Source organism: Yersinia massiliensis (assembly GCF_003048255.1).
In the GTDB taxonomy this organism is placed as follows: domain Bacteria; phylum Pseudomonadota; class Gammaproteobacteria; order Enterobacterales; family Enterobacteriaceae; genus Yersinia; species Yersinia massiliensis_A.
Window position 1 is genome coordinate 2,338,745 of the sequence record NZ_CP028487.1, and the last position, 16,797, is coordinate 2,355,541.

The following is a 16,797-nucleotide window of genomic DNA, read 5'->3' on the forward strand; positions in this document are numbered from 1 at the left end:
AAAAACGTGAAATATTTGCTGATTTTTTTGTTAGTGTTGGTGATTTTCGTGATTTCAGTCACATTAGGGGCGAATAACGATCAGGTCGTAACATTCAATTATTTATTAGCTCAGGGCGAATATCGAGTATCAACTTTATTGGCAACACTTTTCGCTGCGGGCTTGGTTCTTGGCTGGATTATTTGTGGGCTTTTTTATTTGCGGATCCGTATTTTACTGGGTCGAGCAGAGCGGAAAATTAAACGTCTTGAATCACAGCAAGAAGTGCCTGTTGACACTGGTACGAGTGTCACGACATCTGCTGCCAGCAAGGAATAATTTTCTATGCTAGAAATGCTGTTCCTGCTGTTACCCGTCGCTGCTGCCTATGGCTGGTACATGGGGCGTAGAAGTGCTCAGCAGGATAAACAGCAGGATGCAAACCGCCTGTCACGAGAATACGTGGCAGGGGTTAACTTCCTTCTTTCCAATCAGCAGGACAAAGCGGTTGATCTGTTTCTTGAAATGTTGAAAGAAGACAGTTCGACGGTGGAAGCACATCTCACATTAGGCAATCTGTTTCGTTCACGTGGCGAAGTTGATCGAGCAATCCGCATCCATCAGGCATTGATGGAAAGCGCCTCTCTGACTTTTGAACAACGTTTGTTAGCCATCCAACAACTCGGCCGTGATTATATGGCGGCTGGATTCTATGATCGTGCCGAAGACATGTTTAACCAATTGGTTGAAGAGCAAGATTTCCGGCTCGGTGCATTACAACAGCTATTAGTGATTCATCAAGCGACCAGTGACTGGAATAACGCAATCGAAGTTGCGGAAAAACTGGTCAAGATGGGCAAAGAAAATCAGCGTTTAGAAATTGCCCATTTTTATTGTGAGCTCGCTCTACAATCGATGGGCATTGATGATCTCGATAAGGCGATGGGGCTGCTAAAAAAAGCGGCTTCTGCTGACAAGCAATGTGCACGCGTTTCCATTATGCGGGGGCGAGTCCATATCGCCAGAGGTGAGTACGCTAAAGGGGTAGAAGCGCTAGAACGCGTCTTGGAGCAAGATAAAGAAATGGTCAGCGAGGCTCTGCCTATGCTGAGCGATTGTTACCAACATTTGGAACAGCCTGAGGCTTGGGCTAATTTCCTTAAACGCTGCGTAGAGGATAATACCGGCGCGACAGCTGAATTGATGCTGGCAGAAATTTTGGAGCAACAAGAAGGTCGCGATGTGGCACAAACCTATATCAACCGCCAATTACAGCGTCATCCAACCATGCGAGTCTTCTATCGATTGATGGATTACCACTTGGCTGATGCAGAAGAAGGGCGAGCAAAAGAGAGCTTGCTGTTACTGCGGGATATGGTTGGCGAACAAATTCGAACTAAACCTCGTTATCGTTGCCATAAGTGTGGTTTCACCGCCCACTCGTTGTATTGGCACTGTCCGTCATGCCGTGCTTGGGCATCGGTTAAGCCTATCCGTGGACTAGATGGTCAATAAGCCAATATTTGTGATGAAATATGAAGCTGAAGGTGTGATCAGATAGTGATTAATCGGGTGAATTAAATCACCCGATGTTTCGATAAAGCGCTGTATGGGCACAATGTGGACGAGTTACTTTTTCTTCTGCGGTGCTTTAACACCATCTTTCAGTAATTGACGTAGTTTCTTTAATTCTTTTTGGCTAAGTGGTTGCTCTGAAATCTCTTCTACACCTTGGTTATCAATCTCACCGTGATGCAATTTGCTGTCTTTACGGCTGCCCTTCGTATTTTTAACATCAACCTCAAAACTTTTTTCTAATCTCTCGCAGACTTCGGTGCTGAGAGAAAATTGTTTCTCTAAGGCGGCAGCCTTAATTTTTTCTTTTAATTCCAGAGGGATTTTAATGGTTAACGTCGATGTTTCGCTCATTATATAACCTTCAACTTAGGGGAAAATACCAAGCTAAGCGAGGGAAGGAGAACTGTCTAGGGGATAACACGATTGTCACAAAAAATTCACATTAAAAAATCGCAAAAGTGTGAAATGACACTTATTTCAGACCATTAACCGGGGAAATGTCTAAATGGATTGGTCAAAAACAAAAAAGAGCGCTTTAACGCTCTTTTTTGTTTGGACACAGACTTAACCGAGGGAGGGGTGAAGTCTTAACGGTATATTACTGCGGTGCCATGCAGCTTGTTATTACCGGTCGCAGAAGTAATCATGAAGTTTTTCGCACCTGCAGCTTCTGCTTTTTGTGCCAATGCATTTTCTAAATCGGTTAATGTGCTGGCATTGCTGGCAACGACCACACCAATTTCATTCAATTCAGTTGATTGACCATGCTGGATTTGCGTAGCGGCAACGCTGGCAAATGAAGCAAGAGAAAGGACTAATGCTGGAACGATGTATTTTATACTCTTCATGTATAACTCCATATGTCATTGTTATTTGTGTAGTTAATATTTTATTTTTTGTTTGCTAGACAATCAATGTCTTGCGATGGAGTGAATGATATAGGATTGTCGTTGAATGAAAATAACAAAAAGCTGAATGTTTAAATCAAATTATTTGATCAACAATTTACGCTTCTTGAAACTATTTTACTTAACTGCGGGTATGCTGCTGCCGGCGGCTTGACGTAACTTGAACTAAACAATCAAAGCCTGACACCGTAGCAGTAAAAACCTTGCTGTCCGATGGCTGTAATTTAAGTGGCACACCCTGTAGAATATCGGCGTTAATATTCTCTTTTGACTGAAAAAGGCTTAAAAATGACGTCTGCAACGAACTCGAATAACAGTGGCCCGTCCTCTTCTCCCATCGTTGTCGCGTTGGATTATGCCAACAAAGATGCTGCATTAGCCTTTGCTGATCGTATCAATCCACGTGATTGCCGATTAAAAGTGGGTAAAGAGATGTTTACTTTATACGGCCCACAATTGGTTCGTGATCTCCAGCAGCGTGGCTTTGACGTATTCCTCGATTTGAAATTCCACGATATTCCTAATACGACTGCACACGCAGTTGCCGCTGCGGCTGATCTAGGCGTTTGGATGGTCAATGTCCATGCTAGTGGTGGTGCTCGGATGATGACTGCCGCCAAAGAAGCCTTGTTGCCCTTTGGTACGCAGGCGCCACTATTGATTGCTGTCACCGTTTTAACCAGTATGGACGGTGAAGATCTACGTGACATTGGCATCAATATTAGCCCAGCAGAGCAGGCAGAGCGTTTAGCCAAACTCACTTGGGACTGCGGCTTGGATGGTGTCGTCTGTTCTGCCCATGAAGCGGTTCGCTTAAAACAGGTGTGTGGCGCAGACTTCAAACTGGTGACGCCAGGCATTCGTCCACAGGGCAGTGAGGCAGGCGATCAGCGCCGCATTATGACACCAGAACAAGCTGTCGACGCGGGCGTGGATTACATGGTAATAGGGCGTCCGATCACCCAATCACCTGATCCAGAAAAAACGCTAACTGAAATTCTGGCCTCGCTGAAAAAGGGCGCATAATGAGCAATGATAATAGCCGCTTAGTTTATTCAACGGATACTGGTCGCATCAATGAGCCCGAAGTTAAAGTAGAACGTCCTAAAGGCGATGGTATTGTCCGTATTCAGCGTCAAACTAGCGGCCGCAAAGGAAAGGGCGTAAGCCTGATTACCGGTATTGACGGCAGTGATGATGTCATCGAAAAATTGGCCGCTGAATTAAAGAAGAAGTGTGGTTGTGGCGGTTCAGTGAAGGACGGCATTATTGAGATTCAAGGCGATAAGCGCGACCTACTAAAACAACTTTTAGAAGCCAAAGGAATGAAAGTCAAACTGGCGGGCGGTTGAAGTAATTCTGTAGACAATAAATAGACGGTCTTTATTATGTAAACGCGGTATGTCAGCGACTTTTACGTTTATCCAAAGTTTTTTCCGTTTATCCAAATTCATTGGTGTTGTGCTAGGCAGCAAACGAGTGAACCCGATGAGCTTACATGAGTAAGTTATTCGGGTCAGTGAGTGCCGCTAACAACGGCACAACACCAAGGACGAAAGATAAGTTTATTTACTGACCTGATGGCCAATCACCCCACCAATAGCAGCACCCCCTAACGTCCCTAACGTACTCCCCGTCAGCACGGCACCACCTACGGCACCAGCACCAGCACCAATGGCGGTATTGCGGTCACGTTTTGACATGTTAGAACAAGCGGACAGTGAAAAAGCGAGTGTTAGCGCTAGTGCCGCAGTGGCAAATCGTTTGTTGATCATCATAGCTATTCTCCTGACTGTTAGCTTGGTATGGATAGATCAGGTGATACACTTTGGATGTATATATCCTGAACTAGCTGTATCAAATTGAACTTACCTAGATAAGTATAGGCATTGTATCAATTGTAGCTTCAGTCCTAATTTTAGAGTGTTTAGAATAAAAAATGCCATATAGGCATTAATTCAGGATTAATGCTGAAAAGTCCTTTTGTCATCAATAGAAACTAGTATAAATGCCTTGAAATCATTTAAAAGGTAAATAGTCTTAATTTGGCTAACTGAGGGGAATGAATTAAGGGTTTCTGAGGAGAAAGGCACGATTAACCCATTGTCTGCCTTGAATAAAATATTACCGTTAGACATGTGTAGTTCGCAGACTGCACTTTCCAGCCGATCCTTACGCAGTTTATAGCGATTTATCCCATACCTGTTCTGACCTGTGACGCTGAAAATGAATCAAATTCAGTTAATCAGGATATGACGATGCTCAACGAACTGAAGCAGCAAGTTCTTGCCGCTAACTTGGCGCTCCCGCGCCATAATCTGGTGACATTCACTTGGGGTAATGTCAGCGCCGTTGATCGGCAAAGTGGTCTGCTGATCATCAAGCCTTCAGGCGTGGAATATGATGTCATGACGTTGGACGATATGGTGGTGGTTGAGTTAGAAACCGGCAAAGTGGTCGAGGGCAGTAAAAAACCCTCGTCAGATACCGACACTCACCGAGTGCTCTATCAGCATTTTCCACAAATTGGCGGCATTGTTCATACCCATTCGCGCCATGCCACCATATGGTCGCAAGCTGGTCTGGATTTGCCTGCATGGGGTACGACGCACGCTGATTACTTTTATGGCACCATTCCCTGTACTCGCCAGATGACCCCGGAAGAGATAGCGGGTCGCTACGAGTGGGAAACCGGCAATGTCATCGTCGAAACGTTTCATGAGCGAGGCATTAAGCCAGAAGATGTGCCTGCGGTTTTAGTCAATTCACACGGGCCCTTTGCTTGGGGAACCAGTGCTGATAACGCGGTACATAATGCGGTGGTGCTAGAAGAGTTGGCCTATATGGGGATCTTCTCACGCCAATTGAACCCACAATTAGGCGATATGCAACCGCAGTTGCTCGATAAGCATTACCTGCGTAAACATGGAAAAAACGCCTATTACGGGCAGTGATGACGTGAACTTTATTCGACCCGTGCTCAGTCTTGCACGGGTTTTTCCAGCCATAACACTGAATCTGTGATATCTAACATTTTGGCTTCGACTTGGGCAATAGCATCATTGATGCCTTGATTGTAATAGTGAGCACCTAATTCGCGGCTAATAAATTCCAGTAAAAACTCCGCATCAAAATCTTCCAGTTCAATGCTGTGTTCTTGTTCCAAATAGTGCTGAATCTTTCGCGCCATGCGCTGTGTTTGTTCACGCGTGAACGTAATGTCTGCCACTGTGTGACCCCGTTAAATCGTTAAATGTTATTGCGAACTGATGAACTCAGCCCACTTATTCACTAATAATATCGACTTGAATATTCTGCGCAGCGAGCTGTTGTTGATAATTTGCCGGTAGGCGGCTATCAGTGATCACTCGGCTAATTGAGGATAGTGGTGATAGTGAGTTCTGATGCACGAGACCAAACTTTGATGCATCAGCCAAAATAATATTTTCAGCGCCTTTCGCTAACACGGCATTGATAACGTCTGCTCGTAGCATGTCGCGCCCCGTAAAACCGGCATCTATCTGGTAACCATCGATGCCAATAAATGCCTTACTAAAATTGACATGGCGCAGGCAAAGCTGAGTGAGTGGGCCCACCATACTGTCACTTTTCTTCTGATAGATCCCCCCGAGTAAAATGACCTCGCAGGCAGAATCTTTTAATTGGCGCGCAATATAGCCGCTTACAGTGACCAACGTAATCCCAGGGCGTTGGGCTAAATGATGGGCCAGTAGGGCATTGCTGCTCCCACTTTCTATAAACACCGTCTCGCCGTCATTTACTAATGAAGCGGCGTAATGAGCCATTTTTTGCTTCGTGGCGAAATGGGTCATCATGCGGACATCCACATCATCACTTTCAAGTGCCGCAGCAGAACCGTGCACGCGCTTGAGTAAACCTCTTTTCTCTAGCGCGTTGAGATCTTGGCGAATGGTGACCTCGGAGACATGGGTAGCTTGCGCTAACTCATTGACGCTAATACGTTGGCGGTCATTGACCAATTGTAAAATTGTCTGTTGTCTAGGGTTCATGGCATTCCAGAGGGATAAATGTACTTAATAGGGATGCTGTCAATAATAGTGACAAGCTATCGTTTAACCATAATACCTTAAATAGCAAGGTCAATGCGCTGTCCCCATCAGGTAAAAGTGAGATTGACCACATAGCAGTAACGACCTGCATTCGATTCAGGCAAATCTACAAATTTGAGTCTGATACAAATAAATGCAGGCTATACACTCAGTCATTCAGTGCTATAACCGTCTCTCTTACCCAACGCTGGCCGGCATGGCTATGGTTGCGTTCGTGCCAAACTAGGCTGACCTCAAATTGTTCGGCAAGCCAAGGGATATCAAAAACCGAAAATCGCGTGGAATCATTGCTGATTAAGCGACGCGGAACCAAGGCAACCATCTCACTGCCAGAGATAATGTCAGGAATAAATAAGAAAGAAGTCGCGGATAGCACCACTTTTCGGTGATGTCCGAACACCGCCAGCATATCGTCAACAGGCGTCGAAAAACTACCACCGGCAGGTGAAACGATGACGTGTTCTAATTTGGCATAACTTTCCATTGTTAGGTTGTTGGTTAACGATGGATGCTCTCGCCGCCCAATGAGGACATAGCTTTCATCAAAGAGGTGATGAGTACGCAGATGCACATTGCCTGTCGTAGGTGTGGCAATAACGATATCAATCTCGCCTGTCGCCAGTTGATGTTCAACCTGTGTGGGATCAAAATGATGTACCGCAATACGTACGCCCGGTGCTTTTTGTCTCAAGGCGAGCACCAGTGGCATGACAACCACGGCCTGAATATAATCGGTGCAGGCGATATTGACGGTCAACGTCGCTCGCTCAGGATGAAAATCATTATGAGCTTGCAGTGTATACCGGAGCTGATCCAAAGAACCACGCAGCGGAGCCAACAACTCCAGCGCCTTGGCTGTCGGTATCATCCCCCTTCGAGCAGGAACCAGTAGCGGATCATCAAACAGCGTCCGCAGACGGTTCAACTGTGCGCTTACAGCTGGCTGGCTGAGATGTAAGCGTGCCGCAGCCTTTGTCACATTCAGTTCTGTCAACAGTGCTTCTAGCGTCACTAACAAATTCAAATCAAGCTTTTTGGTATCCATGGAATGGATTCCTGATAACAAAACAATCGATTTCTGTTATCTCTCAGTTGTTCTGATAATGCAAGTTCAAACCATAAACAGAGCAGAGGGAATATATGTCATCAACTGATAAGCCACTCATTACCGTGGTGGGTGCATTAAGCAAGCAAGGGCGTAGCGTCGTCAATACGCTGCTTCAAAGCCAACGCTACCGGGTCCGGGCATTAACTCGACAGGTGAATTCACCGCAGGCACAAGAGATGGCCCTGAGAGGAGCAGAACTGATGGCAGTGCCGCTTGAGTTGGATCTTCAGGATGATTTCGTTCGAGCATTCAAAGGTGCGCATGGTGCATTCCTGATGACACCGCCTGTCACACCAGAGGGGATATACGCACAAACATATGAAACCAATCTGGGGAAACAGCTCGCTGATGCAGCTGTGGAAGCTGGCGTGGACCACATTGTATTCTCGGCTCTGGAAAACGTCGCAAAGATCACGGCGGGGACAAAATGGGTTCCGCACTTTACCGATAAAGCGAAGATTGAGGAGTACATTCGAACGTTGCCAGTGACCAGTACCTTCATCTACCTGTCCTTCTTCTACACCAATCTACTTGAATACTATCAACCCTATCTTGAGGATGGCGCTCTGGTTTTCCCCGTCTATCTACCGGAAGATATCCCCGCGCCATTTGTTGACCCACTCACCGCAACTGGCCCAGCTGTTCTAGAGCTATTTGATCATAAGAAGAAATACGCTGGACAGTCTTTACCTGTTATTGGCGAGATTTTGTCGCCTAGAGAGATAGTGGAAACTTTTGCCCGCGTCCGAGGTATAAAAGCGAAATACAGTTCGGCCTATACACGCGAAGAACTTGTTCGGCACTTCCCATCATTTGCGGATATGGATGGGCTAGTCGAAGAAGTGACGAATATGGCGGCTTACGCGGTAGAATTCGGTTACTACAGACCGGACCGCGATCTACTTTGGAGCAGAAAAATTAACCCCGACAGTTTGACTTGGGAGCAGTTCTTGAGAGCGACGGGATGGGAAGGGCAACCTGTTTCATTTGGATTGGAATGTTGAGGGGCTAATTTTCAGCTGCCAAATTAATTAATTAATTCTTCGTTTGAAGTTAATTTAACTTTCGAATGAAAGTAAGTTGATGAGGATCACGTTATTCCTTGGTCATTAGTTTATGATTACTGTTAATGATTCTTGACCAATCTATTTGCTCAGATGGGTTCTCAGACTCACTTGAACGCTAAATTCATCCCAATCGGAGGTTTTATGGAGCTTTATCTCGACACCGCAGATGTGGCCGCAGTAAAACGGCTGGCCCGCGTATTACCCTTGCAAGGCGTGACCACAAATCCCAGCATTTTAGCTAAAGCGGGCAAACCTATCTGGGAAGTGTTACCTGCACTGCGTGATGCGTTGGGTGGCACGGGCAAGCTTTTCGCCCAAGTCTTAGCCAGCGACAGTGAGCTGATGGTCTCTGAAGCGGTGTTATTGTCTCAGCGCGTCCCTGGTTTAGTGATTAAAGTTCCTGCCACTGCTGAAGGGCTCGCTGCGATTAAGAAATTGAAAGCGATGTCAATCCCGACGCTAGGCACGGCAGTTTATGGTGCAGGGCAAGGGCTATTATCCGTGTTAGCGGGGGCTGAATATGTTGCGCCTTACGTTAACCGCTTGGATGCGCAAGGGGGGGATGGCATCGCGATGGTGCGTGAGTTACAGCAATTGCTGACCCTGCATGCACCCAATGCAAAAGTGCTGGCTGCCAGTTTCCGGACACCACGCCAAGTTTTAGATTGCCTGTTAGCGGGCTGCCAATCAGTGACTATACCCGTGGATGTGGCTGAGCAGTTTATCAATACGCCAGCAGTGAAAGCAGCAGTAGAACAGTTTGAGCATGACTGGCAAGGCGCGTTTGGTTCAGCCATCCTTAGCTAACAATAAAAACGCCCTGCGGAGTATCAACAGGGCGTTACGGTGTCACTGATTTGCCAGTTCGGTTAAATCATTAATTGATTAAATTAACCTCCCTTTGACATTAACAGGGGCATTTCCCCAATTTACCTGCTTTGCTCGGGAAACGAGCGTCAAGGCAATAACGGTGAAAATCCCGTTCACTCATCGGGGGTGTTTCAGGGTGGTGACGGCGCATATGATTGACATAATTGCCGTAATCCTGAACGCCGACCATCAGGCGAAAACTCTGCGCCATACGCTGAGCAATCAGTCGCACCCAACCCCAAAAATGGGTTGGATGAGCAACAACAGGCACCAGCGGAATGCAGCGCGTAATGATACGCGGTGCGGTAGTCTGTTGTGGGCGAAAAGGTAAACCAACATTAGCCACGGACAGCCTCCTCACGGAATACGATTTCAGTTTCATGAGTGGTCGGTTTGCTGGATTTCAACGCGCGACGCACCACAAAGAAGGATGAAATCAACATGGTCACCGCCACCAGCATAAAGAATGCACATAAAGCGGCGTTAATTTGGTTGTTAAACACGATAGTTTCCATGTCCTTAATGCTCTTGGCGGGTGCGATTAATACCCCTTGCTCCACACCGGCAGAGAATTTCCGTGCTTGAGCCAAGAAGCCAATGCTTGGTTTTTCATGGAAAATCTTTTGCCAGCCAGCGGTCATCGAGGTGATGAACAGCCCGACAGTTGGCACAATCGTTACCCAAGCATAGCGCTGCTTCTTCATTTTAAACAGGACGACAGTCCCTAAAATCAGCGCCATTGATGCCAGCATCTGGTTACCAATACCAAACAGTGGCCACAAGGTATTGATCCCACCTAATGGGTCAACCACACCTTGATATACGAAGAAGCCCCAGCAAGCGACGGCGACCGTGGTGCCGGATAAGTTGCCCAACCAAGAGCGGTTATTCGCCATGCTTGGCACGACGACCCCGACCAAGTCCTGCACCATAAAGCGGCAGGCGCGGGTACCGGCATCGACGGCAGTCAGAATAAACATGGCTTCAAACAGAATGGCGAAGTGATACCAGAAGGCCATCATGTGGCGGCTGTTAAACACTTCGCTGATGATATGGGCCATCCCGACGGCGAAGGTCGGTGCGCCACCAGCACGAGATAGAATCGACTTCTCACCAACATCTTGGGCTATCATCGTTAAGGTTTCAGGTGTGACAACAAATCCCCAACTGTTAATCGCCAGCGCGGCACTTTCTACCGTGCTACCAATTAATGCTGCCGGTGAGTTCATGGCGAAATAGACACCTGGGTCGATAACAGACGCACAGATGAGCGCCATAATAGCGACAAAGGATTCCATCAGCATTGCGCCGTAACCGATAAAGCGGATATGACTTTCGCGCTCAATCAATTTCGGGGTCGTGCCGCTGGCCACCAACGCATGGAAACCTGAGATTGCGCCACAGGCAATGGTGATAAACAGGAATGGGAACAAGCTGCCGGAGAACACTGGGCCGCTGCCATCAATAAAGCGTGAAACGGCGGGCATCTTCATTTCAGGCATGGCAAAGACAATGCCCACGGCTAAACCAATGATGACCCCAATTTTTAGGAAGGTGGATAAATAATCTCGTGGAGCCAGCAACAACCACACCGGCAGCACGGACGCGATGAATCCATAGATAATCAGCACCCATGTCAAGGTGGTGCCGTGTAAGGTAAAGAACGGTCCCCAGTAAGGATCTGCTGCGATATTCCCGCCATAAATAATAGCGGTCATCATCAGTACGAAACCGATGATAGACACTTCGGCAATTTTGCCGGGACGAATAAAGCGCATATAGACGCCCATAAACAGGGCGATGGGGATGGTGGCGGCAATACTAAACAGACCCCATGGGCTATCAGCTAAGGCTTTTACGACCACCAAGGCCAATGCGGATAAGATGATGATCATCACCCCTAAAGCGCCCAACATGGTGATAACGCCAGCAAAAGCACCCAGTTCTTGTTTTGCCATTTCCCCCAGAGAACGGCCATCGCGGCGGGTGGAGATAAACAGGATCAGGAAGTCCTGTACTGCACCGGCCATCATCACCCCAACCAGAATCCAGATAGTCCCGGGCAAGAACCCCATCTGCGCTGCCAAAATAGGGCCAACGAGTGGTCCTGCACCCGCAATAGCAGCAAAATGGTGACCAAATAGCACCCATTTATTGGTCGGGACATAATCCAAACCATCATTACGGCGCTCTGCCGGCGTTAGACGCCGATCATCGAGTTCAAAAACATTCTTGGCAATAAACAGGCTATAAAAGCGGTAGGCGATGCTGTAACAAGCTACCGCTGCAATCACTAGCCAGATAGCGTTGACATGCTCGCCTCGACTCAGCGCTAGCATGGCAAAGGCAAATGCGCCTATTAACGCCACGGTCAGCCAAATGACGACAGTCTTGACGTTCTTCATGGGTAACGACTCCTTCGTTTGTAGGGGGGTGATCTCACGATCACTTAACATAGGAGCTTTAATGTGAAAGAAAAGTAGCGGAAGTAAAAAATGTGATGCGTAAATGTTTTTACGTAATAATTGGTAGTACTTTTTTACATATTGCTATGTGGGTGGGAATATGACGATGGAGGGGGAGGCAGAGACAAATGAACGTAAAAAGTTGTGGTCTGAAAGCGTGAGATGAATAAAAAACCGTGGCATGTTTTGCATCACCACGGCTTGTATTTGCTTTTACGTCATGACTATCGGCTAAACTTGTATACAGGGTTAAACAACAGGGCGGGCGACCACATTACGGGTTTCCATACGCACTTCTGCAATGCAAACCTCAATCTTGTCATTTTGGCTGTAAACCGTCTCACCTTTAATCTGTACCGTCCCAGTTTCCTGACTGCATACCATTTCATCACGCACCGCGTGAATAAAGGGTGCCGGAATAAAGGCCACTGCGCCGTTATCCAGCAATCGCACTCGTAGGCCGCCACGGGTGACATCAATGATTTCAGCAGGGAAACGCGTATCCGTGCCTGCTTGAGGTTGCAGATAGCGGGCATATAACCAATCACCGACATCGCGCTCAGCCATACGATTTAAGCGACGGCGCTCAGCCAACTGAACGGTGATTTCATCTTGCGGTTTCTCTGCTTGCTGCCCAGTAATAATGGCTTTTAGCAGACGATGATTGACCATATCGCCGTATTTACGAATTGGCGAGGTCCAAGTCGCGTAAGCCTCGAGACCCAATCCAAAGTGGGGGCCCGGAACGGTGCTGATTTCAGCAAAAGTCTGGAAGCGGCGGATACGGCTATCAAGGAACTGAGTCGGCAACGCATCAAGGTGGCGGCGTAATTCACAGAAACCTGGCAGGGTGAGTAGCGCCTGTGGATCAGCCTCAACCCCATTGGCTTGCAATACGGTCGCGGCTTGGTCAACCAATGCCGGATCGAATCCGGTATGGACGTTATAAATACCAAAACCAAGGTTATCTCGCAGTGCTAGGGCCGCGCAGACGTTGGCGGCAATCATACACTCTTCAACAATACGGTTCGCAATGCGACGATGCTCAACAATAATATCCAGCACTTCGCCTTTTTCACCCAGCAGGAAGCGGTAGTCTGGGCGGTCTTTAAAGACTAACGCATGAGCCTGACGCCACTGGCTACGGGCTTCACAAACTTGCTTCAGCAAAGTGATTTGCTGTGCTATCTCAGGCGTTTTCGGCTGCCATTCGCCTTGTCCATCCAGCCAGTCAGACACTTCGTCATAAACCAGTTTGGCTTTAGACTCGACCCATGCGGCTGAGAAACGAATGTCGTGACCCAAAGCGCCATCAGCCGCGATGGTGACACGACAGACCAATACGGGACGGCGTTCATTAGGTCGCAATGAACAGAGATCATCGGATAAGTTGCGTGGCAACATCGGGATGTTAAAGCCCGGTAGGTAGTTGGTAAATGCACGTTTGCGCGCAATTAAATCCAACTCACTGTTTTCATCGACGTAGGCAGTCGGATCGGCAATAGCGATGGTTAATCGCAATGAACCATCACCGTTGTCTTCCACATACAATGCGTCATCCATATCTTCAGTGCTGGCGCTATCGATAGTCACAAAATTCAGTGCGGTGAGATCTTCACGCTGTAGGTCAGCATCATGCAGAGGGGATTCAACCATCGCTGGGGCTTCACGCTCCAGATTATGGCGCGCTAAGGTGACCCACCAGGGCACGAAATGATCTTCGCCATTCGTGATGAATGCGGTGAGGTCAGCATGGAAAGTCCGATCCCCTTTTAATGGATGGCGGCGCATTTCGGCTACTGCCCAGTCACCATTTTGGAAGTCATGTGGCAATTCAGTCACTGGACGGCATTGGATGGCATCACGTAGCAGCGGGTGGTCAGGGACAATAGACAGGCGATCATCTTTACGTTGAACGCGACCGACAAAACGGGCTAAAAATGGCTCAACCAGTGTTTCTGGCTCAACAATTTCACGATCTTTATCAGTGTGCAGTGTGGCAATGATCCTATCGCCATGCATCACTTTCTTCATCTGCGGCGGGGGAATAAAATAACTTTTCTGCCCGTCTACCTCAAGAAAGCCAAAGCCTTTCTCAGTCCCTTTTACCACGCCTTCGACGCGTGGGGTCTGAGTGTGAAGTTGCTGTTTTAGCTGCGCCAGCAGCGGGTTATCTTGAAACATAGCGTCCAGTGAATGGTCAAGTGAGTGGGTTAAATCCGGCTGACAGTTTTACGCGAATCAGCCCCGTCGGGCAAGCGGCATATCATGCCGGAAGGAAATTCACAGGTAAATTCATCATCCTATCCGCAGCTTTTTTTCTGACCCCATTTGGGGCCAGAAGATGGCAATAAATTCAGGCAATACGGGGTGACTGTGGTGGCTGCCAGCGCCGAATGGTCACCGGTACAGATTTAGAGGTGGGTGTATGGGTGCCATCGCCAAAACTGGACAAGGGTACCAGCGGATTGGTTTCAGGATAATAAGCTGCCAGATTGCCACGGGGAATATCATAGCCAACCAGCTTGAATCCGCTGACCTTCCGGGTAATGCCATCATTCCACAGGGTTTCAATTTCAACCAAACTACCATCTTCTAATGCCAATTCGGCCAAATCCTCAGGGTTGATAAACAAAACTTCACGTTGCCCATATACCCCGCGGTAGCGGTCATCGAGGCCATAAATCGTCGTATTGTATTGGTCGTGTGAGCGTAATGTTTGCAGTACAAAGGGGGCTTTTATTGGGCCATAGGTCTGCGGGAATAAACTATCAGGTAGGGCGGCGGCGCAAAATTCCGCTTTACCACTGGGGGTCGCAAAACGCATTTCAGCGGCCGCATTACCCAAATAAAAGCCCCCCGGTTGTTCACAACGAGCGTTGAAGTCATCGAAACCAGGCAATGTGGCGGCAATATGGTCACGGATCAAATTGTAATCATCCGCCAGTGCCAGCCAGTCGAGACGATGATTTTCTATGGGGTGATGGGCAAAAACAGCATTCGCGATGCCACAGACAATGGCTGTTTCTGAATGCTGGGTTTCTGCCAGCGGTTTACCCACACCTTCAGAAGCGTGCACCATACTGAACGAATCTTCGACAGTGATAAACTGCGAGCCAGTGGCTTGCATATCACGCTCAGTGCGCCCTAATGTCGGCAGAATTAACGCGTCGGCACCCGTGATGAGGTGGCTACGGTTGAGTTTAGTGCTGATATGCACCGTTAAATCACAATTGCGCAATGCTTGCGCTGTTCGCTCAGTATCGGGGGCCGCAGCCGCCAGATTCCCACCAAGGGCAATCAGTACTCTCACTTCACCACGAAGCATGGCTTCCAATGCTTCGACCGTATTATGACCGGCAGCTTGCGGTGGGGTGAAACCAAAGTGTTGGCCTAAACTGTTTAGCATCGTGGCCGAGGGTTTCTCATCAATCCCCATCGTGCGGTTACCTTGCACATTACTGTGCCCGCGAACAGGGCATAGCCCTGCGCCAGCTTTGCCTAACTGACCAAACAGCAATTGTAGGTTGGCGAGCTCCCGTACGGTTATCACGGAATGTTTATGCTGTGTAATCCCCATGGCCCAAGTCAGGATAACGCGTTCAGCGTGCTGATAAATCCCAGCAGCATGGCGGATTTGCTCTTCACTCAAACCCGATTGTTGGGTGATCTGCTCCCATGACGTGTTATCAACGGCAGCCAAATAATCATCAACTCCCTGAGTGTGTGCGGCAATAAAGGCCTGATCGAATAAGCCGGAATCGCCCTGAAGCAACTGCTGACGATGAGTTTCTAGGAGCGCTTTTACCATGCCTCGTACCGCAGCCATATCCCCACCAAGATTAGGTTGAAAATAGGCTGAGCTGATCGGTGAAGATTTTGGCGTCAACATCTCTATGGGGTTTTGCGGATCGGCAAACCGTTCTAAACCACGTTCATGTAAGGTATTGAAGCTGACAATCCGTGCGCCATGATCTTTAGCGTGACGCAAGCTGTGTAACATCCGCGGATGGTTGGTGCCCGGATTCTGCCCGAAAACAAAAATGGCATCTGCCTGCTCAAAATCTTGCATCCGGATGGTGCCTTTACCGACACCGATACTTTGTTTTAAGCCGGTTCCGCTGGCTTCATGGCACATATTTGAGCAGTCAGGGAAGTTATTGGTCCCGAGCATACGACCAAACAACTGATAAAGGTAAGAGGCTTCGTTACTAGCACGACCGGAGGTGTATAGCTCTATCTGATTTGGGTTATCTAATCCATTAATGTGCTTGGCAATTAGCTCAAGAGCACTTTCCCAACTGATCGGCTGATAGCGGTCAGTTTGCGGGTTATAGCGCATTGGATGGGTTATGCGGCCTTGATACTCGAGAAAATAGTCACTCTGTTGGCGTAACGTGGTCAGGCTATGATCTGCAAAAAACTCAGGCTCTACCGCCTTGCGAGTGGCTTCCCAACTTACCGCCTTGGCACCATTCTCACAAAAGCTGAAGGTGCTGTGGTTATCATCACCCCAAGCACAGCCTGGGCAGTCAAATCCCTTAACCTGATTAACGCGCAGCAAATTACGAATATTTTTCAGCGCTTGCTTACTGTCAAAGACAAAACGGGTTGTTGCTTCAAGTGAACCCCAACCGCCCGCTGCGCCGGTATAAGGTTTTATGGCTGGCTTAAATTTCATGATGATGTGCCACAGATATGCTCTGTATTAAATCGGTGTTAAGGCAGTGA

At 48.0% G+C, this 16,797-nt stretch carries 17 protein-coding genes; 7 read left to right on the forward strand and 10 right to left on the reverse strand.

From position 1 onward, the window contains the following. Positions 1-6: 6 nt before the first annotated feature. Positions 7-318 carry a LapA family protein gene (locus tag DA391_RS10970; RefSeq protein ID WP_050080749.1) on the forward strand — a complete coding sequence of 104 codons (312 nt, stop codon included), beginning with the start codon at positions 7-9 and terminating at the stop codon, positions 316-318. Positions 319-324: 6 nt separating this feature from the next. Further along, positions 325-1,494, forward strand: a complete 1,170-nt coding sequence (lapB, locus tag DA391_RS10975) for a lipopolysaccharide assembly protein LapB (RefSeq protein WP_050080750.1) — start codon at positions 325-327, stop codon at positions 1,492-1,494. Between the two features lie 114 nt (positions 1,495-1,608). Here the strand turns inward: lapB and DA391_RS10980 are convergent, their stop codons facing one another. Together DA391_RS10980 and bhsA are read right to left on the reverse strand one after the other, a co-directional pair. Continuing rightward, positions 1,609-1,908 (reverse strand): hypothetical protein, encoded by a 300-nt coding sequence (locus tag DA391_RS10980; RefSeq protein WP_019210073.1) that lies wholly within the window; start codon positions 1,906-1,908, stop codon positions 1,609-1,611. Between the two features lie 236 nt (positions 1,909-2,144). Continuing rightward, complete coding sequence (gene bhsA, locus DA391_RS10985) at positions 2,145-2,405, reverse strand: multiple stress resistance protein BhsA (RefSeq protein WP_108087696.1); 261 nt, start codon at positions 2,403-2,405, stop codon at positions 2,145-2,147. Between the two features lie 348 nt (positions 2,406-2,753). Between bhsA and pyrF the strand changes: the two genes are divergently transcribed. Together pyrF and yciH are read left to right on the forward strand one after the other, a co-directional pair. Then, positions 2,754-3,491 (forward strand): orotidine-5'-phosphate decarboxylase, encoded by a 738-nt coding sequence (pyrF, locus tag DA391_RS10990; protein WP_108087697.1) that lies wholly within the window; start codon positions 2,754-2,756, stop codon positions 3,489-3,491. Further along, positions 3,491-3,817, forward strand: a complete 327-nt coding sequence (yciH, locus tag DA391_RS10995) for a stress response translation initiation inhibitor YciH (RefSeq protein WP_050080753.1) — start codon at positions 3,491-3,493, stop codon at positions 3,815-3,817. Before pyrF ends, yciH begins: the two co-directional genes overlap by 1 nt. 213 nt (positions 3,818-4,030) lie before the next feature. Here the strand turns inward: yciH and osmB are convergent, their stop codons facing one another. Then, positions 4,031-4,243, reverse strand: coding sequence for an osmotically-inducible lipoprotein OsmB (gene osmB, locus DA391_RS11000; RefSeq protein WP_019210069.1), 213 nt, complete (start codon positions 4,241-4,243; stop codon positions 4,031-4,033). Between the two features lie 480 nt (positions 4,244-4,723). Here osmB and araD point away from each other — a divergent pair, with 480 nt between their 5' ends. Beyond that, complete coding sequence (gene araD, locus DA391_RS11005) at positions 4,724-5,419, forward strand: L-ribulose-5-phosphate 4-epimerase (protein ID WP_050080754.1); 696 nt, start codon at positions 4,724-4,726, stop codon at positions 5,417-5,419. A 26-nt stretch (positions 5,420-5,445) separates the two neighbouring features. Here araD and DA391_RS11010 read toward each other — a convergent pair whose 3' ends face one another. The 3 genes from DA391_RS11010 to DA391_RS11020 all read right to left on the reverse strand — a co-directional run bounded on the left by DA391_RS11010 (position 5,446) and on the right by DA391_RS11020 (position 7,601). Beyond that, a complete protein-coding gene (locus DA391_RS11010) occupies positions 5,446-5,694 on the reverse strand; it encodes a DUF2164 domain-containing protein (protein WP_019210067.1) in 249 nt (82 codons plus the stop codon). A gap of 55 nt (positions 5,695-5,749) precedes the next feature. After that, positions 5,750-6,496, reverse strand: a complete 747-nt coding sequence (locus DA391_RS11015; protein WP_050080755.1) for a DNA-binding transcriptional regulator YciT — start codon at positions 6,494-6,496, stop codon at positions 5,750-5,752. A gap of 208 nt (positions 6,497-6,704) precedes the next feature. Continuing rightward, positions 6,705-7,601: a LysR family transcriptional regulator gene (locus DA391_RS11020; protein ID WP_050285661.1), complete on the reverse strand. Its 897-nt coding sequence runs from the start codon at positions 7,599-7,601 to the stop codon at positions 6,705-6,707. Positions 7,602-7,696: 95 nt separating this feature from the next. Between DA391_RS11020 and DA391_RS11025 the strand changes: the two genes are divergently transcribed. Next, positions 7,697-8,668 carry an NmrA/HSCARG family protein gene (locus DA391_RS11025; RefSeq protein WP_108087698.1) on the forward strand — a complete coding sequence of 324 codons (972 nt, stop codon included), beginning with the start codon at positions 7,697-7,699 and terminating at the stop codon, positions 8,666-8,668. 204 nt (positions 8,669-8,872) lie between these two features. Beyond that, a complete protein-coding gene (gene fsa, locus DA391_RS11030; protein WP_050285659.1) occupies positions 8,873-9,538 on the forward strand; it encodes a fructose-6-phosphate aldolase in 666 nt (221 codons plus the stop codon). A gap of 100 nt (positions 9,539-9,638) precedes the next feature. Here fsa and DA391_RS11035 read toward each other — a convergent pair whose 3' ends face one another. The 4 genes from DA391_RS11035 to DA391_RS11050 form a co-directional block, all read right to left on the reverse strand. Continuing rightward, positions 9,639-9,947 (reverse strand): YbdD/YjiX family protein, encoded by a 309-nt coding sequence (locus DA391_RS11035; protein ID WP_050285658.1) that lies wholly within the window; start codon positions 9,945-9,947, stop codon positions 9,639-9,641. Then, complete coding sequence (locus DA391_RS11040; RefSeq protein ID WP_050080760.1) at positions 9,940-12,006, reverse strand: carbon starvation CstA family protein; 2,067 nt, start codon at positions 12,004-12,006, stop codon at positions 9,940-9,942. Before DA391_RS11040 ends, DA391_RS11035 begins: the two co-directional genes overlap by 8 nt. A 309-nt stretch (positions 12,007-12,315) precedes the next feature. Then, the gene (locus DA391_RS11045) at positions 12,316-14,250 is read right to left on the reverse strand and encodes an exoribonuclease II (protein WP_050080761.1); all 1,935 of its coding nucleotides are present in this window, start codon (positions 14,248-14,250) and stop codon (positions 12,316-12,318) included. A 172-nt stretch (positions 14,251-14,422) separates the two neighbouring features. Beyond that, positions 14,423-16,747, reverse strand: coding sequence for an FdhF/YdeP family oxidoreductase (locus tag DA391_RS11050; RefSeq protein ID WP_108087699.1), 2,325 nt, complete (start codon positions 16,745-16,747; stop codon positions 14,423-14,425). Positions 16,748-16,797 lie beyond the last annotated feature (50 nt).